Source organism: Lysinibacillus sp. UGB7 (assembly GCF_049058285.1).
Taxonomy (GTDB): domain Bacteria; phylum Bacillota; class Bacilli; order Bacillales_A; family Planococcaceae; genus Lysinibacillus; species Lysinibacillus sphaericus_B.
The window spans coordinates 43,307-67,078 of sequence record NZ_JBMGUV010000024.1; the positions used below are offsets into that span (position 1 = coordinate 43,307).

Consider the following 23,772-nt stretch of genomic DNA (forward strand, 5'->3'; position numbering starts at 1 on the left):
TATCTCCTTAATTGGTTAACTTATACATAGAGTAATAGTAAAATCTTATAGGGATATAATGACTACCTTAAAGTAATCTTAAAAGTTGGTGATAATATGAAAAATGCGAAAATTTTAGTGTTAGAAGATGAACGAGCTATAGCGGAAATGATAGACATCATTTTGCGCAAAGAAGGAATCGACAACATTACACTTTGTGGCACTGTTCAAGATGCTATGAGGGAAATAGCAAGCGGGAAATTTGATTTTTATCTGTTAGATATCATGTTGCCGGATGGCAGTGGCTTAGAAATGGCAAAGCATATACGCGAAAAAACGGATGCACCAATATTCTTTTTAACTGCAAAGAGTAGTGATGCTGATAAACTGCGAGGCTTTATGAATGGTGCAGATGACTATATTACGAAACCATTTAATCCGCTAGAGCTTGTGGCGAGGGTAAAAGTACATCTTACACGTTATATGAAGAAAAGTGAGGATGTGCAGGAGGGACATATATATACTTGTAATCGTTTTGTGTTTAATATGGATGCAGCGGAGCTCGCAGTTGATGGTAAAAAGGATATTATTAGTGGTAGGTTATTTCATTTGCTGAAATATCTATGTGAAAATACAGGGCAAGTATTATCAAAGGAACAAATTTATGAACGTGTGTGGGGAGATTATATATTCGATGATAATACGGTGATGGTTCATATTCGTAAACTACGTGAAAAGATAGAAGTAGATCCAGGTAAGCCAAGTTGTATTGTCACAGTTAGAGGAATTGGCTATAAGCTCAATGGAGATGTGCAGTGATGAAACCATCAAGGAGATTAACACTGCGCTTTGTATCGTATTTCACAGTATTTTATTTATTAATTATTTTGGGTTTTATTGTAAGTCTGTTATTTTTCGCATTTTTTATCAATAAACGCGTCGGTGATAATATTCATACCATGACTTCCTATGAAATTGTAGATGACGCAGTAATAAAGGATGGGAAATCAGTGCGAATTGCGGACTATTTAGTAGAACGTGCTGAGGAGAATCTAGGGCAGTTATATTTAATCAATCAATCAATGGACATAGTGGATTATACAGGCGATACATGCGAACTTTGCGGAATTGCTGATAGTGAAATTATGTCTCTTGAACGATCAGGTATGCATACATGGGAACTATCTAAATATTACTTATTATTTTTACCTACTTCACTTGTGCAGCCTCTTTTTGACGAGACATATAGTGTTTGGCAAAAAAATGAGGACATGCCTGCAGACTTGCTCCAGCGTTTAAATGATAATAAGGCTTCTATAGAGCTTTATAATGATCGATGGAAGCGCGTAAAAGTTATTGGCGAAAGCTATAAAAAACTGAATAAACCTGAATTATTAGAAGAAAATTATGACATTTTCGAACAGCAAGAACTTATTCAAAGTGCAACACTAGCGGATGGAACAACACTTGTTGTGCGCATGCCGAATCCAGCCTATAAACCTTTTGAAGAACCTTTTAATAAAGCGATGCTTCTTTTTGTAGCGATTTTTTTCGGAGGACATATTATCTTGTTAATTGGCGTCATATTCTTATCCATAGGGATTTCACGCCAATTTGTTCGACCGCTTGTATACGTTATTTCACGGATTGAACAACTCGCGCAATTTGATTACCGGAAATTGAGTGATAAGAAAGTTCATCACCAGAAGACAGGGAAATTGAAGCGTAAATTTAAATTATTCCAACCTGTCGATGAATCGCTCAATCATTTATCGGACCGACTTGCCTCTAATGAAAGACAAATTAAGCAATCTGAACAATTACGTGAAGAATGGATTACGGGACTATCACATGATTTAAAGACACCTCTAAGCTCTATTTACGGTTATTCAACAATGTTGGCTTCAGGTGATTATGAGTGGACGAATGATGAAATGCGTACGTTTGCGCAAACCATGCAGGAAAAAGCTACATATATGGATGCACTCATTCAAGATTTAACCTATACGTATCAATTGAAAAATAAAGCGATAAAGCTTGATAAGGTATCGCTACCACTAAATACGTGGTTACTACAGTTTGCAGACAAACAGGTGTGTGTGCATGTTCATGGGGATGTCATACTGGATGCAGATGAACTTCTTTTAAAGCGTATATTAGATAATTTAATTACAAACGCCAAGAAGTATACGCCGAATGGCACGAAGGTAAGTGTTGAGGCGCAAAATACGCAAGAAGGCGTCATGTTGACAATTGCTGACCAAGGTCCAGGAATTCCACAAACGGAACTAGATAACTTGTTTGAGCGCTACTATCGAGGAACAAATACAACGGATGATACAACGGGTACTGGTCTAGGATTAGCGATTACAAAACAATTAATTGATTTGCATAATGGGACAATTCGCGTGAATTCAGATGCAACAGGTACTATTTTTGTTGTGAAATTTTCGTGTGGACTATAACACATAAATGTTTGAAAAGAAAACATAGGGCTGTTCGAAAAGTTCTTTAAACAATAACGATTGTCTTGCTTTATGGCTGAAGTTTCACTTACGCTTTCGCCACAAATACGATTCGCAGAAATCTTCGCATGTTTTTTATATTGGAAAAAATAGTATGCCGAAGGTACTCCTAGGCATACTATTCTTTTTGGGACAGCCCTGACTTTTTTCTCACTAGCCGTTCAAAGCACTAGCGGTTTGTTATTTTTTGCTACAGCGCTCAGAAGGGTGTTCAATTTTTACGTAACGCCATAAATTATTGGCGATATCACGCGCCTCTGCAACGTGTTCGGTTCCAACGAATGCTTTTCTGAAAGGTGTAAGTAATGATTCAATAATAAAGAGCTTAGGCTTCTTTTGCTGTAATTCTTCCATTAAAAAAGTAGCAAACTCTAAACCTTCAATCGTTTCATCCTTCGATAATCCCTTCGTAAAACCTTGTAGTTGTTCGAGTACCATTTCTTTACTGACTGAACGATAATTCACGACATTTTGTATAGCATTAATCATCTCAACACTTATAATGATATCTTTTGACTCCAACATTGCGGGTATAATTACACTAATATTGCGTAATGCAACACGTACAATTGCTTCTCGATTAATATATTTGTAGTCAGAAATTAAAACTGCACGTAAGGAGAGGTTAATCATACCAAGTGTTTGTACCGCACACTCATAGCTCATCGGACTAATTTCTTCGCCAAAAACTTGTACAAGTCTATTAGCAAGCCACTCTAGCTCCTGTAAGTGATAGTTTATAATGATTTTCTTTAGTTCATTATCCCGCGAATGAAAAATGGATTCGAAAATTTGAATAAGATTGTGCTCGCGATTGACATACATGAGCACGGCAACTTGCTGTGTTAATACTTCCAAATCGGTCGGATCTTTGCCGTAAAGAAGCTCATGGCGACGATTGCTTGCTTCCTCACGCCCCTCATCTAGAATGGCAATTAAGCATTCGTTTTTTGAAGCGAAATGATTATAAAATGTGCCCTTAGATATTTTAGCTGCACTAATAATATCGTTAATGGAGGTATCCACGAATCCTTTTTCTATAAAAAGTTCACGAGCGGAAGTAAGTATTTGTCTTTTTCTTTTGTTCATAACCTCACCTTTTTTAATTTATTATACTATCATTCTATAATGAAAACGCTTATATATCAATGTTTTTAAATTTCTTAATCTAAATTGTTGAAAAAAGTAGACTACGAGTATAAAATAAGTTTTATCTTAAACAACAAGAAAGAATTGAGGGATATAAATGAATAATGACTTAACAATGAAAAAGCCCCCTTATGGCATGATTGCTATTTTATTTGTGGGTGCTTTTGTTGCTTTTCTTAACAACACATTGTTAAATGTTGCGTTGCCAACCATAATGAATGATTTTGGTATCACGTACGCAAAAGTACAATGGCTTGCAACAGGTTACATGCTTGTAAGTGGTATCCTAGTACCAGCTTCAGCATTTTTCGTAACACGCTTTAAAAATAGACATCTATTTATAACAGCGATGACAATATTTACAATTGGTACAATCATGGCTGGCTTTGCGCCGAACTTTGGCGTGCTATTAGCCGGTCGTATGGTGCAAGCAGCAGGGGCTTCAAGTATGTCACCCCTTTTAATGAATGTAATGCTGACGAGCTTCCCAAAAGAAAAACGTGGAGCAGCAATGGGGATTTTTGGTTTAGTTATGATTGCAGCACCTGCCATTGGCCCAACATTGTCAGGTTGGATTGTGGAACATCATGATTGGCGCATGCTATTCCAAATGATTATTCCATTTGCAATTATTAGTTTACTATTCGGTGTGTGGAAATTAGAAAACGTGATGGAGACACGTGAAGTTCATTTAGATTTCCCTTCCGTAATATTATCGACAGTTGCATTTGGTGGTATTCTTTATGGTTTTAGTACAGCAGGGGATAAAGGATGGTCTAGTCCTTGGGTGTACGGTACAATTTCGATTGGTTTTATTTCTTTAATTATTTTCATTTTTAAACAATTACGTATGGAAGAGCCTTTACTTGAATTACGTATTTACAAATATCCGATGTTTGCACTTAGCTCGGCTATTTCTGTGATTGTTTCGATGGCGATGTTCTCTGGGATGATTTTAACACCGGCTTATGTACAATCAATTCGTGGAATTGAACCATTTGAAGCGGGCTTAATGATGCTTCCGGGGGCACTTGTGATGGGTATTATGTCGCCAATTACAGGTAAGCTTTTTGATAAATTCGGACCGCGCGTTTTAGCGATCATTGGTTTAACAATTACAACTCTTGCAACATTCGGTTTAACTAAATTGACAATGGATTCTAGCTATACATTTATCGTATCGATGTACTCAATACGTATGTTAGGTATGTCAATGGTAATGATGCCAATTATGACAAATGGGTTAAATCAATTACCGCAAATCATGAATCCACATGGTACGGCTATCAATAATACCTTACAACAAGTAGCAGGAGCGATTGGTAGTGCAGTGTTGGTTACATTTATGAACAACCGTACGAAAGCAACGGCGGCAGACTTAATCGCAGAAGCACAAGCGAAAGCTGCTCAATCTGGTGTTGTACCATCAGCTGAGCAAATGCAACAAATGCAAGATCAGATTATGCAAACAGCCTTATTAGATGGTATTACACATTCATTCTTAATCGCGGCTGTAGTAACAGTATTAGCACTTGTGCTAGCGTTCTTCTTAAAACGCGTAAATGTTGAAAGTGCGGCAGCTACAATGGATTTGAAAAAACCAACAAATTAATAATTTTATTTAACTTTAAATCTATAATCAAAAATAACACGTTCTTAGGACGGGGTCAGACAGTAAACAAACTCAAAAAATGGAGTTTGTTTACTGTCTTTTTTCTTTTCAAATAGAAGTTTATATGAACCCGTTGATTTGCGCTACGGCGGACGCTTTTCGCGGGCAGGGCTTCAGGCTCCTCGTCGCCACGCTCTGTCTTGTTTTTAGCTAGTGATGAAGCAAGTTTTGTTAATGGGACAACCCTTCTTGTTGATGGGGGATATACAGCGCATTAATTTTAATGGGTAAATGAGTGAATTTGGGGGATAAATCGTTCATAGTTATCGATAACTTGAAGAAGTTGGTCGATAAATTGATAAATGTAGGTGAAAAAACGTTTTTTTTAAAATATAACCCGTTTTCTGTGTGCTAAAGAGCGTCACAAAAAACGGGTTACAATTATTAGTGAAACGACGTCCTTTGAAGTGAAGACTTAGGCATCCTTTTTAAATAACGGTCCTGGCCAAAATGCATATTTTCCAAGAACAGTTGTAATGGCTGGAACAAGCAGTGGACGTACAATAAATGTATCCAGTAGAACACCAATAGCAGTTACAACGCCAAATTGAACAAGTACCTGAATCGGTAGTGTTGCGAGTACAGCGAATGTACCTGCTAGAATAAGACCAGCGGATGTAATAACACTACCTGTATGAACTACGCCTTCTTCTACCGCCGTTAAATGATCTGCATTTTTGCGTTTTTTCCAAATCTCTGAAATCATGAAAATATTATAATCTTCACCGAGTGCCACTAAGAATACAAAGGCATACAGTGGCATAGCTCCTGAAATCGCTTCTGCTCCCATGACGTGGTGCAAAATAAGCCATCCTGCACCGAGTGCACCGAAATAAGAAATGATGACTGTAGCCAGTAAATACACTGTTGCTGTGACAGAACGTAAGTAGATAAATAATAAAAGGGCTATTAATGCAATCATTGTAGGCATTATGACCGATTCATCACGTTTAGTAATTTGCTGTGTATCATATTGACTTGCTGTTTCTCCGCCAATCCATACTTGCTTATCCGCATTTTTGATACCTTCGTTTTCAAGTATAGTTATAACTTCAGCTTTAAGCTCTGGAATATGTGCCAATGATTCTTTTGCATAAGGATTTGCATTAAATGAAAGTTCGTATAATTGAATGGAATCGTTTTTCTCTCCAATTTGGACATCTCCAACAGTATCGATATAAGGTAGCGAAGTGAGAGACTGTTGGATATTAATAGCTGTTCCTTTCGTATCAATTACAAGTTGAACTGGAGCAAGTTCACCCGGTGAAAAATTTTCTTCTATTAAAGTAAAACCTTCACGTGAGGGCATATCTTCTGGGAAAGAAGATAGTAAATCAAATGTATATTGAATACGTGGTACAAATGCTGCTAAACCGCCTAGTAAAAGAACAGTCACCGCAATAACGACCCAAGGTTTATGCGTGACGAAATGGCCGATTTTGCGGCTTACTTTATGAGATGGCTTATGCTGTTTTTTGCCCTTATTACGTGCCAACTCCTCTGTACGTGGTGTGAATGGGAAGAAGGCAACACGTCCAATAATAACAAGGATAGCAGGAAGTACAACTAGTGCAGCTATCCCCATTATTAAAACGCCAAAACTAAACGGCACAGCAAAGCGTTGGAATGCACCATAGTGGGCAAAACTAAGAGTGGCTAATCCGATGACCACTGTTAAAGCACTCATCATAATGGCACCGCCAGATTCTTTTACAGCAATCTTCATTGCAGTTGCCTTATCCTCAAAGTCAAACAGTATTTCACGGTATTTCGAAATTAAAAATAAACAATAGTCTGTTCCGGCACCAAATAGCAATACAGTCATAATGGACACAGCCTGTGAATCCTTCTCAATCCAGCCTTGCTCGGCAAAGAAACCAAGTGTCGGACTAATGACACCATAGGCAAGACCTACAACGATTAGTGGAATAATGGCAAGCAGTGGAGAACGATAAATTAAAATTAATAGCACTAGTACAAGCATGACAGTTGCGATTAGTAGCTTCACATCAGCCTGCGAGAATAAGCTAACAGCATCTGTTGCAATGCCGACAGGGCCAGAATAACGTACATGGAGCGAATCACTTGTTAGCTCTTCATCTAATTGAGCGTTATACTTCTCCATTGTTTTTGTTAAATTAGTTAGGCTTTCTTGTAATAAATCAGTAGCAACGTCTTTTTCAAAGAAAATAGGTGTAACAATTGTTGAACCATTTTCAGATGTAGATGCCAAAAAAGCCTGAGGTGGCATTTCATCATAAGGTGGAACAAGTGATTGGTACGCTAAAGGATTCGTTTTTAGATCTTTGTATACATTTTGAATGGCTGAGTAATCATCAGTAGTTAGACCATTTTCACGATGCCAGACAAGTAACAGGGGTGTACCGGCATCATTTGGAAATTCTTCGGCAATAATAGATGCCGCTCGCTCAGACATTTCTGATTCTGGCAGGTTTTTACCTGATTCACTTTCGATACTATTTATTTGTGGCCAAGCAAAAGATAGGACAACAACAAGTAATACCCACAGGGTGATTGCTAACAATCGACCTTTTTTGCTTGCGACCATTGCGCCCCATTGCTCGAGGGGGTGTTTTTGCATGACATGAACCTCCATTCCTTGTATGTGGTATTAATTATATATACCAGAAGGTTAATTAATCAACTGATAATTATTGATATGTTATACTATGTCTAAAAATAATACGTTATAAGGGGGCGAACTTGTTGAAACAATCACCGCGTGTTCTAGGAAGGCCTCGCCATGATGACAATGCTAAACCAACTAAAGATCTTGTACTCGAGACTGCAACAAGACTTTTTATAAAAGATGGCTATAAGAATGTTTCAATGGACGATGTAGCGAAAGCATGTAATGTTACTAAAGCAACTATTTATTACTATTACCCGACTAAAGGGGAGTTATATACCTCGGCATTAATCGAAATGATGAAAAGAATACGGCTACATATTATACAGATATTAGAGCAGCCTACATCATTTAAAGAGCGATTAGAGCAACTAGTCGAAATACATTTATCTGCAACATTGGATATTGATATGAAAAACTTTATGCGGGAAGCCACAATTAATTTAACAGAAATACAATTAAAAAAAGTTCATACCTCGGAAAATGAAATGTATAAAACTATTGAGTACGCGATGCAAAGTGAAATGGACAAGGGGACAATTCGCAAAGGAGATGCTCAATTTTTTGCACATACCTTTATGGCGATCATATCAGTTGGCTATTTTAAAGATGGAGAAGGTAAGCGACTATTTCAAACAGAAACCGAAGCTGCAAAAGAGATTGTTGATTTTTTCTGGCTGTCTGTTCAAAAGTTGTCATAAGTTTTGCTAGTTGAATGTTTTTTTGGAAAAAGTAAAATATATTACTATTGCATGTAAAATATTTATTACCGCATCGGCTAAAAAAAGAGAATTATGGATTTGTATTTTTTAACAAAATGGACAAAAAGATATCTTTATCAACAACAAATAGTTGACAAAATCAATGAATCTCGAAAATATTGTCGAAATTGTGATTTAGCTGATTGAAATAATGTACAAACAGCTTTATAATGAAGATTATAATGTCACCAAGACAAGATAAGGATGGAATTGTGATGTGCTTTTTGCAAAATGAAGTTAACATTGTAATAACTAATGATAGTAACTGCTATCCAGCCCTTGTGACTGGTGAATGTGTAAGATATCCGCTGTAACGACTGTTAAGAGATCGCTTAATGGTCTTTTTTACATGGAAGTAATATAAAAATAGTAATAGTGATGGCAAAGGAGAGTTCAAAATGTCAGAAACGAATAACCAAGCACAATCTGAACAATTAACTGTGAGTCAAGAACAACTAGATGTACTAGACCAACTATTAAAGCCTGAGGTACAAGAATCTCTAACAACTTTAGTTGAGCAACTACCAAAGTTAACTGAAATGATGACGTTACTAACAAAATCATATGAGTTTGCACAAGCAGTTGCAACAGATGAAGTTCTAAAAAATGATACTGTTGGTGCTGTTACAGAAATGGCTGGTCCAGTTGTCGATACAGCTAAAAATCTTGCAGCTACTGCAATTGAAGCGAAAGACCGTGCTGCTGAAAGCCAAGAAGTTATCGGTTTATTTGGTCTTGTAAAAATGCTAAAAGACCCTCAAGTTCAAGGTGTTTTCCGTTTTGTAAATGCTTTTTTACAAGTAAACGCTGAACGTCAATCTAAATAAGACTAGAGATACACTTAATTCGTAAGGACGGAGGATTAATTAATAATGTCAAAAGAAATCGTCATCTTAGGTGCTGGTTACGCTGGTGTTTTAACTGCATTAACTGCACGTAAGTATTTATCAGCTGATGAAGCTAAAATTACAGTAGTTAACCAATTTCCAACACATCAAATCATCACAGAGCTTCACCGTTTAGCTGGGGGAACTATTGCAGAGGGTGCTGTAGCATTACCACTTAAAAAAATCTTCAAAGGTTTAGATATTAATCTAGAGATTGCAAAAGTAACAAAATTCAACGTAGACACTAAAAAAGTAGACTTAGACACTGGTTACACATTACCTTATGATACTTTAGTAGTATCACTAGGTAGTCAAACAGGTTTCTTTGGTATTCCAGGATTAGAAGAAAACTCGATGGTTCTTAAATCAGTAAACGATGCAAACAAAATCAACAAACATATCGAAGACCGCATTAAAGCATACGCACAGTCTAAAGATGAAGCGGATGCAACAATCGTTATCGGTGGTGGCGGTTTAACAGGTGTCGAGCTCGTTGGCGAAATCGTGGACAACTTCCCTAAAATTGCAGCAAAACACGGCGTTAACTTTGCTGACCTTAAAATCAAACTTGTTGAGGCTGGTCCGAAAATCTTACCAGTACTTCCAGATGTGCTTATTGAGCGCGCTACTGAAAGCTTAACAAAACGTGGTGTTGAATTCATTACAGGTACACCAGTTACTGGCGTTGACGGTAATGTAATCTCACTTAAAGATCGCGAGCCACTCGTTGCAAACACACTTGTATGGACTGGAGGAGTAGCTCCACTTCCACTAGTAGGTGAATCAGGTCTTGCTGCTGACCGCGGTAAAGCAACTATTAACGATTTCTTACAATCTACATCACATGCTGATGTATTCGTAATCGGTGACGCATCTGTTGCATTACCAGCTGACGGTGGACGTCCACTTTACGCGCCAACTGCACAAGTTGCATGGCAAATGGGTGAATGCGCTGGTTACAACTTATTCGCACAATACAAAAACCAAGAGTTGAAGCCATTCTCAGCAGTTAACTCTGGTACACTTGCAAGCTTAGGTCGCAAAGATGCTGTAGCAACAGTGGGTGCTAACAATACGCAACTTAAAGGACTTCCTGCTACACTAATGAAAGAAGCGTCTAACATTCGCTATCTTACACATATCAAAGCTTTATTTGGCTTAGCATACTAAGATTGAGTCTTAAAAAACGCTCTCCCCAATATGGGGGGAGCGTCAGACTTTAGACAAACTCAATTTTTTGAGTTTGTCTAAAGTCTTTTTTTTTTTTGAACCCGTTGATTTCCGCTACGGTGGACGCTTTTCGCGGGCAAGGCGTGAGCCACATCAGGGCAACAGGTGTTTTATGTGCGAAAGCGAAGCGACAGCAACAGGTGTTGGTCTCGAAGGCGTTGCCACAGGACGTGACGACTTTAGTCTTCATGCCACTTAAAGAGCGAAGTTGTAGCGGAGCGTTACGGCAGTTGACCCATAAAAAAGAATCTGCCGGATTTCCGCGATAAGTAAGCAAGGCAAGAATCCTTATAGACGCTGAACGTCGAGGAGACTTGCTGCTTACGCGCAGAACACGAGCAGATTCTTATTATATTTTCACATTGTAGAAGGACTTATTAAACGGCCCCTTTATTTGTCACCTATTTCGAAGGTTCTACAATTATGCCGTCGAAAGCAGCTTTGTAAATCGTATAAATATCCTCTATTAATAAAGGCATTGGACTTCGTGCTAAAATACGACGTTGTTCAATTCCATCATTTGTTAGACTTTGTAAAGCATCTTCTGGGATGTTAAAGCCTTTTAAGGAAGAAGGGATACCCACATCTTCAACTAAACGTTTTAATTCTGCTACACATTTATAGGATGCTTCTTCCTGAGAAATATTTACTGAACTAAAGCCCATTGCATCATAAATGTCTTTCATTCGTTTTTCACAACTTTGGCGAATATAACCCATTACATAAGGAAGTAATACTGCATTGGAATCACCGTGTGCTATGTGAAATTGACCACCAAGAGGGTAAGCAAGTGCATGGACCCCAGCTACACCGGCGTTAAAGAAGGCAATCCCTGCAAGATAACTACCGTAGCTCATATCAGTTCGTGCTTGTTTATCTTGGCCATTCGCAACAGCTGTTCGAATCGAATTACTAATTAGGCGAATAGCTTGTAATGCCAAAGCATCTGAAACAGGGCTAGCATTTTTAGAAATATAAGATTCTACTGCATGTGTTAAAGCATCAACGCCAGTTGCGGCAGTTACTTTCGGTGGTAGAGAAATAGTCAGGGCAGGATCGACAATGGCAACATCAGCTAATAAGTTGTCATGCGTCACCACATCCTTTGTTGTTTCAAGAGAAAGCACAGAGATATTCGTAATTTCTGAGCCTGTTCCTGAAGTTGTGGGAATTAATATCGTAGGAATTCCTTTTTCCGTGATTTGTTTTGTACCTGTTAAATTTAAATAATCTGCGACATCGCCTTCATGTGATGCAAGTACACCAGCTAATTTTGCTAAATCCAGTGCACTACCACCGCCCACTCCAATGACTAAATCAAAAGCATTGTCACGTGTATGAGCAACTAATTTTTCCCCAATTGCTAATGGTGGTTCAGGAACAACTTCTGTATAAATTTCGATGGGGTAACCTTCAGCCTCTAACGGCTCTGTCACCTGATTTGTCAGACCTATATCCTTAAGAAAAGGATCGGTTACTATTAATATTTTACTTGCTTTAAAACGTTTTACTTCATCTAATAGATGAGATAATGAACCCCAGCCTGTATAGCTAATAGGGGCAAATGTAATTTTTTCAGACATAATAGCCACTCCTTATTGCTGATTCCAAACGACCAATTTTGTTTCTGTCATTTCATGAATTGCGTATTTTAAACCTTCCTTACCTGTACCACTTTCCTTAACACCGCCATATGGCATTTGATCGACACGGTATGTGGGAATGTCATTAATGATAACACCGCCCACTTCAAGCTGCTTGGAAGCAGTAAAGGCTGTTTGAATATCCTTTGTGAAAATGCCCGCCTGTAAGCCATAGCTCGAATCATTAATAGCTGATATAGCCTCTTCAATAGAAGAAACACGATTGATGATGATGATAGGTGCGAAAACCTCTTGGCATGAAACTTTTAATGTAGAGGCTACATTCGTTAAAATGGTTGGTAAAAATACACCATTTTCAACAGTGCCACCAGTTAGAAGTTCTGCTCCAGCTTGGGTTGCCTCTTGCACCCAGTTCATAGCACGATCTTGCTCATCAGGATGAATCATTGCAGAAATATCTGTTGAGTCTTCAAGAGGATTACCAATCTTTAATTGTTTTGTTGCAGCTGTGAATTTTTCAGTAAACGCCTCGAATAATTCATCTAATACATATACGCGCTGCAATGAAATACATACTTGACCTTGATTTGAAAAAGCCCCCATAACGCACTTAGGCACGATTTCATCTAAGTCTACATTGCGATCTATAATAAGACCTGCATTGGAGCCTAATTCTAGGGCAACCTTCTTTAGGCCTGCTTTTTCACGAATGCCAATACCAACTGCAGGACTACCTGTGAATGTAATCATTTTAACTTTGTCACTATCTACAAGTGCGTCTCCGACAGTTTTACCACTACCTGTTAAGACATTGAAAGCCCCTTTCGGTAGGGCAGTTTGATTAATTAGCTCTGCTAAAAATAGCGCAGAAAGTGGCGTTTGAGAAGCGGGCTTTAAGACAATCGTGTTACCCGCTGCAATAGCAGGGCCTACTTTATGTGCCACTAAATTTTGCGGGAAATTAAATGGCGTGATAGCACCAATAACACCTAAAGGCTGTTCAATCGTATAGGCAAATCGCCCAGCACCACCTTTTGCTGCATCCATTGGAATCATTTCACCAGTAAGACGTTTCGCTTCTTCAGCTGCAAATTTATAGGTTTCAATTGTGCGATCAATTTCGCCTAATGCATATTGCAAAGGCTTCGCTGCTTCAAGGGCGATTATTTCAGCAGCCTTCACACGATGTTCAATAAAGAGCTGTGTGATATGTTCAAGTATAGCTGCGCGCTCGTAAGCTGTTAATGCAGCCATTGCGGAATTTGCATGATAGGCACACTGAATTGCATCTTCAACATCTTCACGTGTAGCTTGAGAGATTTCGGCAATAACCTCTTTAGAGTAAGGGGAGTGCAGCTCTGCAAAATGATTTGCAGTTTTCCATTCACCATTCACATAATATTGCTTTTTCATCTAATCATCCTTCCATCATTAAGCTTCGTCTTGAGTCAACTGGTCTTTCGTAAATGTCTTGTCGACTTCACCTTTAAAGAAGTCTTTGCCATAAATCAATAAACATAAAATAATACCAACTGCGAATGCCCATGCTGCGCTTTTAATACAAAGTACAGCTGCAATAATACCCGCAATCCCTAAATCTGTTTGGCTTCTTGCCTCTAAAATTCCAACTTTTACACTGACATAACCTTGAATTAAGAGTGTTAGTGCTAGTGCGACACCTAAAATTGGTTCAACTAGACTGACAATCGGTAATAGTAGTAAACCTGTATTTGTCCCCCATCGGAAGGAGCCGATTCCACCGAAGAAAGAGTCCATTGCCTTACGCCCCTTTTTGTAGCGCTCAATCATAACAACTTGCATAGCTGACCAAGTAGGTCCACACATCGTTACCAGGACCTAAAACACTCATAAATGAATTACGTATACCAAAGATTAAATGTGCTCGACTTGGGCTATACTCAAGCTTTTCATCTGGTCGAACTGCTGACCCATCTTCTACCAATACCTTATTTTGTAAGACATCACCAAATAGTACGATATATGTTGCTAATACAGTAGGTAGGCCTGTAATAAACATCATGAATGGTGGTAAGCCTAAACCAAATACGGTGTAGTCATTCCAAAGCGTTATAAAATCTGGCGCTGAAAACCCGAATTGAATAGACGGCCAAGGTGCCTCTCTGAACAGGGGGGCAATGATAACGGCAATAAGAATAACTGGGAAAATTCCTAGCTTGGCAATAGTTGCCCATAATGCGTTTCGTTTATGGAAAATGGAGAAATGTTTTGAGAATAATAAGTAAAATCCAATGCCGATTGCAATAGAGATTGTCCATGGGAATGTCTCAAATCGTCCACCAACTTGGAAGACCGAAATAACAGCTGCAAGTCCAGCACCAAGAATAATGCCGGATTTCATTGCTGGTGGGATTAGGCGTACGACGCGTTGGGCTAAGCCAGTAGCACCTAGGAAAATGGATAACAAACCGAGTGTCATCTGAAAGGCTATGAGCGCATGAACACGTTCAGGACCTTCAGGGAATTGCTGACAATACAATGTAATAAGCGGAATTGCCGGTGTAATCCAGCCTGGTACTGCTGGATCCCCTAATAAGTGATGCGTTAAGTAAAACAAACCATTTAATACAATAATCGCTAAAGCTACTTCGAATGGCATGCCGAGTAAAGTCGTTAATAATGGAATTGCAGACAAATCAACAGCACACATTAACAACCCTTGTACATAATCTGGCCATTCAAAACGATAGTGAATAAAAGGCAAGCGGATTTTAAAAGGACCCGCTGGAATATAAGGCGATTCTTCGCCGTACTTACGATTTTTCCATTTCATAAACATTTCTCCTCCTCAATGTGAAAAATAACCCCTTTATTATAAGAAAACTATAAAACGAAACATGCCCCTTTACAATTACAATGAATACGTAACCATTTTTGAATAAAAAAAGGATGCCCTATCAATTAATGTATAAATATATGTATGCTTAACCATTTAACGTAATAAAAAAATGATATGGTTACGTATTCATTTGGTAATAAAATATAAAACAAACTTTATTGAAAGTTTGTTTTATATTTTCCGAGTAGTGCTTCTATCAAACACTTTAACAGATTCCGTAATTTTTACGCAACTATTTTTTTTATTTTCAATCATTTCAATTAATTTTTCTATTGCCATAAAACCTAGATTTTGCTCTGAAATACTACCAACTGTCGTTAGTTGAATAGCTCCGTGTTGGCTTAAGTCCACGTTATCTATTCCAATAATACTCAGGTCTTTAGGAACTACAAAATTGTTCCGCATAGCATCGTCTAATAAATTTAGTGCGAGCGAATCAGCACCAGTACATATGGCAGTAGGGGGATGTTGATGCGCCATTAAAGTTTGAAAAGCACGAGAAATATCCAATTTTGAGGTGTCTGTATTAAAGATATAGGCCTCTGCAATGTCTATAGAAGCATCTCGCATTGCTTGCAAGAAGCCAAGATAACGATTATTAAAAGTACTAACCGTTAATGGTCCACCTACCCAGGCAATCCGTTTATGACCTAGATTAATGACATGTTGCGCTGCTAAATAGCCTGCTTCAAAATTGTCAATTTCAACAAAATGTTCATTGTTTTTATGCTTGCGATTATAGGTGATAAATGGAATATTCATTCGTTTCAATTGCTCAAAAAAGGGATCTTCAATTAAAATACAGGACAAAATTATACCGTCTACTTTATGTTCAATTGCTGTAGCATAAGCTTCAGAAAGTTTTTTATCGTTAACAAACTGTACATTAACACGGTAGCCCATTTCATTCGCATAATTTACGATTGCAGTAGTTGTATCGACGAAAAAAGGATTGTGCAACGGACCAGAAAGAAGGACAATGGTACCTGTTTTATTTTGAACAAGTGAACGCGCATGTGCATTTGGAATGTAATTCAATTCTTGTATGGCGTTCATTACTTTATCGAGCGTTGGTTTTTTCACCAACTCAGGGGTGTTCAACACACGCGAAACGGTTGTTTGTGACACACCTGCATATTTTGCAACATCCTTCGATGATACCAAAAAAATACCTCCTTCGTACAATGACTATGTATACATCTAATATACAGCTAATCTTGTAAGGTGACTACTTGATAGATGCATTAGTAACTAAGAAATAAACAAATCTGTGGGGAATAGCTAGCGAAATATCTTGATTAAATCACTTGATTAGATAGATGTTGATAAAGTAAAGTTCTTTAAGTAAAAATTTTCAACAGATAAGTGAGCGGCACAGATCTTTACTTTCGTACATTACTGTTGCTGAGCTGTATCATTTTTGCATAAATATTTGTAATTCTTTTAACAGCGTCTGACAAAGCGTCATGGATGTTAGTGTATTGTTTACTAATTCTAGAGAATGGTTGGCGTTTTCTACAATTGCAAGATGGTGGGAGTTGAGCTGGTCCAATTTTTCTTTTGAGAAATGTGGATCTGCTGTACCAATTGCCAAAAAGGCATGTTTATCTTGCAAATTTTGTACGATATGGTTGAGTGCAAGAAGTGGTGTAAATAGTACATATCGAGAAGAGCATGATGTATCCTGTTGCATATAAAAATCTACGATTGGTAAAGTCCCGAGTGATTTCCCTATGTACACTGCTTCTTGATAAGGTTTGTTGTTTAAAACGAAAGTCACAATAGGATTTGTTGCACTATACACCATTTCTGAAATGGCTTTTGGCTCTTGTTCCAATTGTTGCTGTCCAAAAGAATAACAGATTTGCACGACATCATAGCCAAGCTCAAGCATTAATGCTGTGGAATAGTATAGAAGAGGTTTTTCATATGTGTAACCAGTGCCAGAAAACATGAAGCAGATTTTATCATTATTTAATTCAAAAAAGTTGTAAGTTAGGCCATTATATTTTTCTTTTCTAGGCTTTCTATTCATTCGAACTTCCCCCATATATTAAAATGTAAATGTATCCCTTTTTATTTTATAATTTAACTATAACAGGGAGGAGTGGGATTATGAAGGCTATGACTATTAATGAATTTGGGCCAACGTCTGTTTTAAGTATGTTGAATGTCCAAAACCTACTATTTCGGCAGGGGAAGTGTTAATTCGTACAACGTATACGAGTGTTAATTTTGCGGATATTAAAAATCGAACAGGGAATAAAGCCAAGGCAAATTTCCCAATGATTCTTGATTTAGATGTTGCTGGTGAGATAGAGTAAGTTTTTGATAATAGTAGTTTATTTAAAAATGGAGAGTGTGTGATTGCCTTTCCGAAAAACGGCGCATATGCAGAATATGTGGTAGCAAATGGTCTTTAAAATCCCACAGGATGTATGATAATTTTAGTGCCTGAGTCAATGATTATACAGAGGGTCATGGAATTAACAAAAACCTTAGCAATAGGTACTTGGAAATTTTCATCTTTTAATAATGAGAAAATATGCTGTGCAACGTGTTGTATGCAAAAAAAAGTCCGTTTAATAAAAGAATGTTAATTAATCTTTAAGAGGGGATAAGATGACCACGGTTAGTGCCGGAGTCATCCTATCTGTCTGTATTACATTACTTCCCATCAGTTACTGTTGGGATACCTCGTTGTAGCATACCGGCAAATCCAGCCATAGCTCTATGTGCTGCAGCCTCTCCTACGCGAGAATAGGCAATAATGACTGATGAGCCATCAGTCGCTTCAGTTTCTAAAAACACCGTTTCCCCAGCAGTTCGAACAGCCCTGTCCAGTGCTACTAAAAAAGCGGAGTCACCGTTCCAAGAAAGTGTATAAAGATAGCCCGTCGAACTATCAACATGACCAGCAAGTAACTGATCTATCTCAGTTCTAGTATAACCTAGTTCAACAACTGCAAGAATCGTATCTTCAGTTAATTTTCCACCAGTAAAATCTGCTGGTTCACTGATTTCATAAGCTTTCATGTTAGCTTGAGAATGAAAAACATTTCTATAAAAATTGTTTATTTTTTTTGAATCACACAGTAAGCGAGAATCAGGAATAGTACCAAGGTTGCCTGTATATGCAACACCATGGGCAAGCCAAGCTAACCCCATTCCTACATACGCATTATATCCTGATGAAGGGAAGAACTTGCGACCAGAATTTATTGAAAGTAAACCACCAATAGCAAGTGAAGCTTGCGTTCCAGAAGAGTCTAAAGTTGCCCATTTATCCATGACGTAAGCGCCGTAATTATAAAGTGTTTGATATTTTGGGAATGAAGAAGCTGAACTATAATTCGCTAAAAGATCTAAGTATAAGCCTAGACCCCCTACGTGAAGAATAGGGCCATTCACAGCAAAGTTAGCAAATCTTTGATTTCTCCAACAACTAACCGTATCCTCTAAAGCGTTGTAGCTTGGGTTTGAAGAACTATCCATCCAAGAGGTAATTTGATTTGCTAAAGAATCTGTGGCTAAGGCTACTCGATTTCTATTTGCTGTATCTAAATCATGATAAACACCTGTACGAGTTATGACTAAACCTGCTAAGACAATGCCACCAGAGGGAGAACCGCCTAAGTTAGCATTGCTAAGAAGGAGTGATTGACCAGCACTGTTCTTTAAATCCTCCATCGCAGTTAATGTAGCAAGAATTGCCGTTTTAACACTTTCTTTAAGGATGGACGAAGCTGTTAATTTATCATATAAACTTGCTAAGAACTGTAGCTGGTTACCCAACCTTTGAAAGCGTAAATTTGCATCTTGACCATTGGAACCAGAACGTATTGCAGAAACTTGAGAGTATCTTGAATTATAAGAACTGCCTTCGGGAAATTGTTCATTAAAAAATCGGGTAGCTTCAGATAAGGTAGACATTGTTGCCATAATATCACTCCTCGATAGTATTTTAATAATTGATAGATCACGCTATTACACTTATTTCTGGTTCAGCTAACTACTATTCATGTTCAGTTAACGATGCAAATTGTTCAAATTGTTTTAAAGATTTTCAAGTTCAGTTAATTTTTCACAGATTCGTCTTTTTCGATAGAGCATAGTACCTGCTTCAGCAACATCTTGAATCATTCCTTTATTAGCATATGCACCAAAGATGATGCCAGCAATTGGAATCATTTGAAATAGCTTTTTCCAACCCATTTGGTCACGATAGGTAAAAAATACTTCCTGCCAACCTTGCAGCTGCGAAATCATATTTTCAGATGCATTACTATCTTTATGCATAGAAGAAAGTTCTTCTAATATAGCTTCCTTTCCAACAATATCGGCAGAAGAAAATTGTAAACATTTTACAATGAAAATACGCTCAATTTTTTCATTCGGATCATAGCCATGAATAAGTGCGATCTCTTGCAGTGTTTTTAGTGACATGCCTAAGATCATAGGAATATCAATAGCCATCGTAAAGATGCCACCAATGCCAGTAGAGGCACCTTGTACTGTTGCAAGCTTGACCCGGTCATTTTGAAGCTTGTCACTCAGGGTAATCATGTCTTCTAAAGGCATTTTACCAACATCCGAAATGGTAAAAATATCTTTATAGGAAGAGGCATTGCGTATTTTTTGAAGCATTGAGTGCTCGTTAATTAAATACTTTCCACCAGATTGAATATAGTTTCCTAATTCATCGACCAATACAGCTATTTTATTTTGAATGAAAGCCGGTGTCATTTTATCTAATATTTTAAACGGTATACGCCCTAGTTTCTCCCAAAACCATAACCCCTTTTGATCTTTCTCCCATGCTTGAATGGTTTGTAACTGAATTTCTAATTCTTCTTTCTTCTCCAAATAGCCGATTCCCCTTATCTGTGCATTTATCCTACATTTCCCATTGTTTAAAGCTCACTTTAAATAGAATACGATAAATAATATAAAAGGTTTCGTTTTCTAGCATTTATGGCAATTTTAAAAGTCCGTGGAGTTTTTACTCGCAACAAATGCGTGTGAATTATTGCCATGCTTTAGCGAGCAAAGCAATCCCTTCTTCAATTTGCTGTATGCTTAAACCACCATAGCCAATAATAATCATGGCATTTTCAGAAGAGTGCTGAAAGGAAGTAGAACAAGGATATACGTTAATTCCAGTTGACTGAGCACGTTGAAGCCCTTCATATTCAGAGAGCCTCTTTGGTAATTCTATAATAATATGTAAACCAGATTTTTCCCCGATTACTTTAAACTCTTTGGAGAAATAGGTGCTAATGGCAGTTAATAATGCCTGTTGTTTTTTGCGATAAATGGTGCGCATTTTAGCAAGGTGCTTTTCGAATAATCCTTGTTCAATGAAATCAGCGAGTATGAGCTGATCTATTTTAGAGACAGTAGACCTTTGTTCTTGGTTGAAAATAGTGAATGCCTCGGCAAGTGACTTCGGTAAAATCATATAACTAATGCGCAGGGATGGAATGAGAATTCTTGAAAATGTGCCAAAATATATGACTCGCTGTAGTTGATCCAGTTTCGCAAGAGAGGGAATAGGAAGCCCCTTGTAGCGATATTCCGAATCATAATCATCTTCAATGATAAATGCCTCATTTGATGTCGCCCACTGTAAGAGGTCTGTCCGCCTTTCAATCGACATCACCATACCAAGTGGAAACTGGTGAGCCGGCGTTGTGTATAACATGTGGACTACTTCTTTCGGTACCGTGATACCTGAGTTATCAACAGGAATAGCATGAATCGGTAAACCACATTGATGCAAAGTGGCACGTACTCTTTTAAAACCAGGCTCCTCTAAGCCAACATGCGATTGTTGACCAAAAAAATGACAAAGGGCCTGTAGCTGTGTTTGTGTACCACTATACACAAACACTTGCGATGCTTCACAAATAACGCCCCTTGAACGTCCAACATACTGGGCAATTTTCTCTCGTAATATATCTTCGCCTTGCCAAGGACTGATTGATAAATTATTTGCATGGAAGTGTTTTTTCATTAATTTATGCCATGTCGAAAATGGAAAAGCCTGTTTGTCTACATGTCCATTGTGAAAATCAAATTTAATAGTATTTATAGTTGTTTTTAGGGGAGCGGGCTTTTCTTTTTTCGGTAGTTGTAGCCACTCAAACTCGAAGGAAGCAATAAAGTAACCTGAGCGCTCTTTACTATAAATATACCCTTCTGCAAGCAACTGCTCATATGCTTCTTTAATGGTATGGATACTGACATTGAGTGTATTGGCTAGCATACGTTTTGAAGGTAATTGTTCGTGTGGAGATAGCTTTTTCATGAGAATTGCTTGTTTAATTTGCTCATATATTTGTACATATTTTGGGGAATTTCCAAAGAATGATATAGAAAGTTCCATGCTATTAAACCTCCTGGTATGGTGTTGTTTTGTTAAATTGGTTATATTCATCATATCAAAATTGAAGTTAAATAATTGAAAAAGGAGTGAAAGAGATGCAATTTACAGCATTGGAAAATGCCATTGTATTATTAAAACCCATAACAAAAGAAGATGTTTCAGGGGTATTAGCTGCTGGGAGTTTTCCAGAGATTTGGTCGTATTTGTCCACAACGATTGAACAGGAGAGTGATGTGCATAACTTTGTGGACAAAGCTTTAACGGAGAAGATGAAGAAAAAAGAATTTCCATTTGCTATTGTGGAAAAACGCTCGGGAAAAATTGTAGGCTCAACGCGCTTTATGGATATTGACGACAAGCACAAACGTCTCGAAATAGGGAATACATGGATTACACCTACTTTTTGGCGCACAGCTGTCAATACAAACTGCAAGTACTTATTATTACAATATTGCTTCGAAGTGCTCGATTTACAACGTGTACAAATAAAGACAGACCTAGAAAATTTACGTTCTCAACGGGCGATTGAACGTATTGGAGCGACAAAAGAAGGTGTTCTGCGCAACCATATGATTCGCAAGGATGGTACAGCTCGTCATACAGTGATGTATAGCATCACTTTAGAAGAATGGCCCGAAGTGAAAAGACATTTGGGAGAATTAATTAAGTAAATACTAGTTTAAACAACTAAATATATGGATTAAAATGGATAATTTCTAATCGATTAAGCTAGGTTTCTCCCATTAAAGTGTGAGTACTGTGGTTTAGGGGTAGATTACTTGAAAACTATTTATGACTTGAAAGGGAGTAATCTATATGGAACCTAAATTAACATTACGACAAATTTATGGTGAGAACGCTGTTTATACGCCACGTACACCGTATAGTGATAATCCATGGATGATGGATGATGCACATAAACTAGATGCATTGACTTCAAGGGAAGTGGCCATTGCGGATATACCAGTGTTAGTCCATCGAGCAACACAGAGTGATAAAGCACAGAAGCTTCATGATTTGGCAGGTTTACCTTGGGTGGAGCAACCATATACTTATGAAACACAAGAAGAATACTTAGCCCATATCCAAACTTGGTGTGATGAAGGGAAGACGATTGTCTGTCAATATTTACATGAGATAGAGCACATGACTCGCGATTGTTATTGGATGGACGCTGAAAAATTTAATAAGTTAAATACAAAGGCCTACATTGATCATTTAATTGATAGTAAATTTGTGCCAAGTCGTTTAAATGTAGAACTTTACAAACTTTCAGATGCGATCAAAAATTGGCAGCCTCCTGTTGTGTTGAAGCCTGGAGATGATTCTCCAACCTCTGGTGGGTATGGGGTCATCATTTGCCAAAATAAAGATGAGCTAACAGAGGGTTTACGGCAATTTCGTATGACAGGTACTGACAGTATTATTATTGAAGAGCTATTGCAGGCAAAGGACAATTTTAGCTGTCAGTTTGCTTATTCAGGGGAGTTAGGTATTCAATATTTAGGGGCTTCTCAACAAATGACAGATGACAATGGTATTTATGAAGGAAATGTCATTGTGGATGAAGTACCAGAAAAAGTAATTGAAGTAGGCCGACATATTATGGAACAAGGTGTTGCAGAGGGCTTTGTGGGCGTAGCGGGCTTTGATTTGATAGTAACAGAGGCTGGGGATGTGCAGGCGATTGATTTGAATTTCCGCCAAAATGGCTCTACTTCCATGCTGATGTTCCATGAGGCACTTGGGAAGCCAATCAATAAATTCACCTCTTATGCAGCAAAAGACATTAAAGAAAATGGAGCATTCTTTCAAAAAATAGAGAACTTCGTAAATCAGGGCGTTCTATTTCCGTTATCCTTTTATGATGGAGATTATTTTGCCGAGCCAGTACAATCAAGATTTGTTGGTGTTTGGTACGCCGATACACTAGAAGAAATTGAGAAACTTGAACAACAGTTACTATATTAATAGAAAAAGAAGTATCTATATAAACCCGTTGATTTGCGCTACGGCGGACGCTTTTCGCTCATGCTATTCCCGCAGAAG

At 37.9% G+C, this 23,772-nt stretch carries 18 protein-coding genes and 2 pseudogenes; 10 read left to right on the plus strand and 10 right to left on the minus strand.

Annotation, left to right across the window (positions count from 1 at the left end):
* Window positions 1-96 precede the first annotated feature (96 nt).
* Both ACOMCU_RS19325 and ACOMCU_RS19330 read left to right on the plus strand, forming a co-directional pair.
* A complete protein-coding gene (locus ACOMCU_RS19325) occupies window positions 97-798 on the plus strand; it encodes a response regulator transcription factor (RefSeq protein ID WP_421051097.1) in 702 nt (233 codons plus the stop codon).
* Window positions 798-2,444: a sensor histidine kinase gene (locus ACOMCU_RS19330; RefSeq protein ID WP_010857673.1), complete on the plus strand. Its 1,647-nt coding sequence runs from the start codon at window positions 798-800 to the stop codon at window positions 2,442-2,444. The genes ACOMCU_RS19325 and ACOMCU_RS19330 overlap by 1 nt, the downstream gene beginning before the upstream one ends.
* Before the next feature lie 240 nt (window positions 2,445-2,684).
* On the opposite strand, the gene ACOMCU_RS19335 is transcribed toward ACOMCU_RS19330, so the two are convergent.
* Window positions 2,685-3,593 (minus strand): TetR/AcrR family transcriptional regulator, encoded by a 909-nt coding sequence (locus ACOMCU_RS19335; RefSeq protein WP_010857674.1) that lies wholly within the window; start codon window positions 3,591-3,593, stop codon window positions 2,685-2,687.
* A 157-nt stretch (window positions 3,594-3,750) separates the two neighbouring features.
* On the opposite strand from ACOMCU_RS19335, the gene ACOMCU_RS19340 reads away from it, so the two are divergent.
* Entirely contained in the window at window positions 3,751-5,265 is a 1,515-nt protein-coding gene (locus tag ACOMCU_RS19340; protein ID WP_010857675.1) for an MDR family MFS transporter, read from the plus strand.
* Window positions 5,266-5,456: 191 nt separating this feature from the next.
* Window positions 5,457-5,543 (plus strand): annotated as a pseudogene (locus ACOMCU_RS19345) (SDR family oxidoreductase); the annotation flags it as partial.
* Window positions 5,544-5,740: 197 nt separating this feature from the next.
* On the opposite strand, the gene ACOMCU_RS19350 reads toward ACOMCU_RS19345, so the two are convergent.
* Window positions 5,741-7,927, minus strand: coding sequence for an MMPL family transporter (locus tag ACOMCU_RS19350; RefSeq protein WP_010857676.1), 2,187 nt, complete (start codon window positions 7,925-7,927; stop codon window positions 5,741-5,743).
* A gap of 125 nt (window positions 7,928-8,052) precedes the next feature.
* Between ACOMCU_RS19350 and ACOMCU_RS19355 the strand changes: the two genes are divergently transcribed.
* From ACOMCU_RS19355 to ACOMCU_RS19365, 3 genes are all read left to right on the plus strand, one after another.
* The gene (locus tag ACOMCU_RS19355; RefSeq protein ID WP_421051098.1) at window positions 8,053-8,676 is read left to right on the plus strand and encodes a TetR/AcrR family transcriptional regulator; all 624 of its coding nucleotides are present in this window, start codon (window positions 8,053-8,055) and stop codon (window positions 8,674-8,676) included.
* Window positions 8,677-9,134: 458 nt separating this feature from the next.
* On the plus strand, window positions 9,135-9,563 hold the full coding sequence (locus ACOMCU_RS19360) for a DUF1641 domain-containing protein (RefSeq protein WP_010857678.1): 429 nt from the start codon (window positions 9,135-9,137) through the stop codon (window positions 9,561-9,563).
* Window positions 9,564-9,608: 45 nt separating this feature from the next.
* Window positions 9,609-10,793 (plus strand): NAD(P)/FAD-dependent oxidoreductase, encoded by a 1,185-nt coding sequence (locus ACOMCU_RS19365; RefSeq protein WP_010857679.1) that lies wholly within the window; start codon window positions 9,609-9,611, stop codon window positions 10,791-10,793.
* 461 nt (window positions 10,794-11,254) lie between these two features.
* Here ACOMCU_RS19365 and ACOMCU_RS19370 read toward each other — a convergent pair whose 3' ends face one another.
* The 5 genes and pseudogenes from ACOMCU_RS19370 to ACOMCU_RS19390 all read right to left on the minus strand — a co-directional run bounded on the left by ACOMCU_RS19370 (window position 11,255) and on the right by ACOMCU_RS19390 (window position 17,370).
* Window positions 11,255-12,436: an iron-containing alcohol dehydrogenase gene (locus ACOMCU_RS19370; RefSeq protein WP_421051099.1), complete on the minus strand. Its 1,182-nt coding sequence runs from the start codon at window positions 12,434-12,436 to the stop codon at window positions 11,255-11,257.
* 12 nt (window positions 12,437-12,448) lie between these two features.
* On the minus strand, window positions 12,449-13,870 hold the full coding sequence (locus ACOMCU_RS19375; RefSeq protein ID WP_421051101.1) for an aldehyde dehydrogenase family protein: 1,422 nt from the start codon (window positions 13,868-13,870) through the stop codon (window positions 12,449-12,451).
* An 18-nt stretch (window positions 13,871-13,888) separates the two neighbouring features.
* Window positions 13,889-15,269, minus strand: a pseudogene (locus ACOMCU_RS19380) (hypothetical protein).
* A 237-nt stretch (window positions 15,270-15,506) separates the two neighbouring features.
* Window positions 15,507-16,499 (minus strand): LacI family DNA-binding transcriptional regulator, encoded by a 993-nt coding sequence (locus ACOMCU_RS19385; RefSeq protein WP_421051102.1) that lies wholly within the window; start codon window positions 16,497-16,499, stop codon window positions 15,507-15,509.
* Window positions 16,500-16,749: 250 nt separating this feature from the next.
* Window positions 16,750-17,370: a hypothetical protein gene (locus ACOMCU_RS19390; protein WP_421051104.1), complete on the minus strand. Its 621-nt coding sequence runs from the start codon at window positions 17,368-17,370 to the stop codon at window positions 16,750-16,752.
* 166 nt (window positions 17,371-17,536) lie between these two features.
* On the opposite strand from ACOMCU_RS19390, the gene ACOMCU_RS19395 reads away from it, so the two are divergent.
* Window positions 17,537-17,659 (plus strand): alcohol dehydrogenase catalytic domain-containing protein, encoded by a 123-nt coding sequence (locus ACOMCU_RS19395; RefSeq protein ID WP_010857685.1) that lies wholly within the window; start codon window positions 17,537-17,539, stop codon window positions 17,657-17,659.
* A 343-nt stretch (window positions 17,660-18,002) separates the two neighbouring features.
* Here ACOMCU_RS19395 and ACOMCU_RS19400 read toward each other — a convergent pair whose 3' ends face one another.
* The 3 genes from ACOMCU_RS19400 to ACOMCU_RS19410 all read right to left on the minus strand — a co-directional run bounded on the left by ACOMCU_RS19400 (window position 18,003) and on the right by ACOMCU_RS19410 (window position 21,723).
* Window positions 18,003-19,277 (minus strand): hypothetical protein, encoded by a 1,275-nt coding sequence (locus tag ACOMCU_RS19400; protein WP_421051105.1) that lies wholly within the window; start codon window positions 19,275-19,277, stop codon window positions 18,003-18,005.
* A 114-nt stretch (window positions 19,278-19,391) separates the two neighbouring features.
* A complete protein-coding gene (locus ACOMCU_RS19405) occupies window positions 19,392-20,201 on the minus strand; it encodes an EcsC family protein (RefSeq protein ID WP_421051106.1) in 810 nt (269 codons plus the stop codon).
* 160 nt (window positions 20,202-20,361) lie between these two features.
* Window positions 20,362-21,723 (minus strand): PLP-dependent aminotransferase family protein, encoded by a 1,362-nt coding sequence (locus ACOMCU_RS19410; RefSeq protein ID WP_421051107.1) that lies wholly within the window; start codon window positions 21,721-21,723, stop codon window positions 20,362-20,364.
* Window positions 21,724-21,818: 95 nt separating this feature from the next.
* Here ACOMCU_RS19410 and ACOMCU_RS19415 point away from each other — a divergent pair, with 95 nt between their 5' ends.
* Complete coding sequence (locus tag ACOMCU_RS19415) at window positions 21,819-22,394, plus strand: GNAT family N-acetyltransferase (protein WP_010857690.1); 576 nt, start codon at window positions 21,819-21,821, stop codon at window positions 22,392-22,394.
* Between the two features lie 145 nt (window positions 22,395-22,539).
* Window positions 22,540-23,694, plus strand: coding sequence for an L-aspartate--L-methionine ligase LdmS (gene ldmS / locus ACOMCU_RS19420; RefSeq protein ID WP_010857691.1), 1,155 nt, complete (start codon window positions 22,540-22,542; stop codon window positions 23,692-23,694).
* Window positions 23,695-23,772 lie beyond the last annotated feature (78 nt).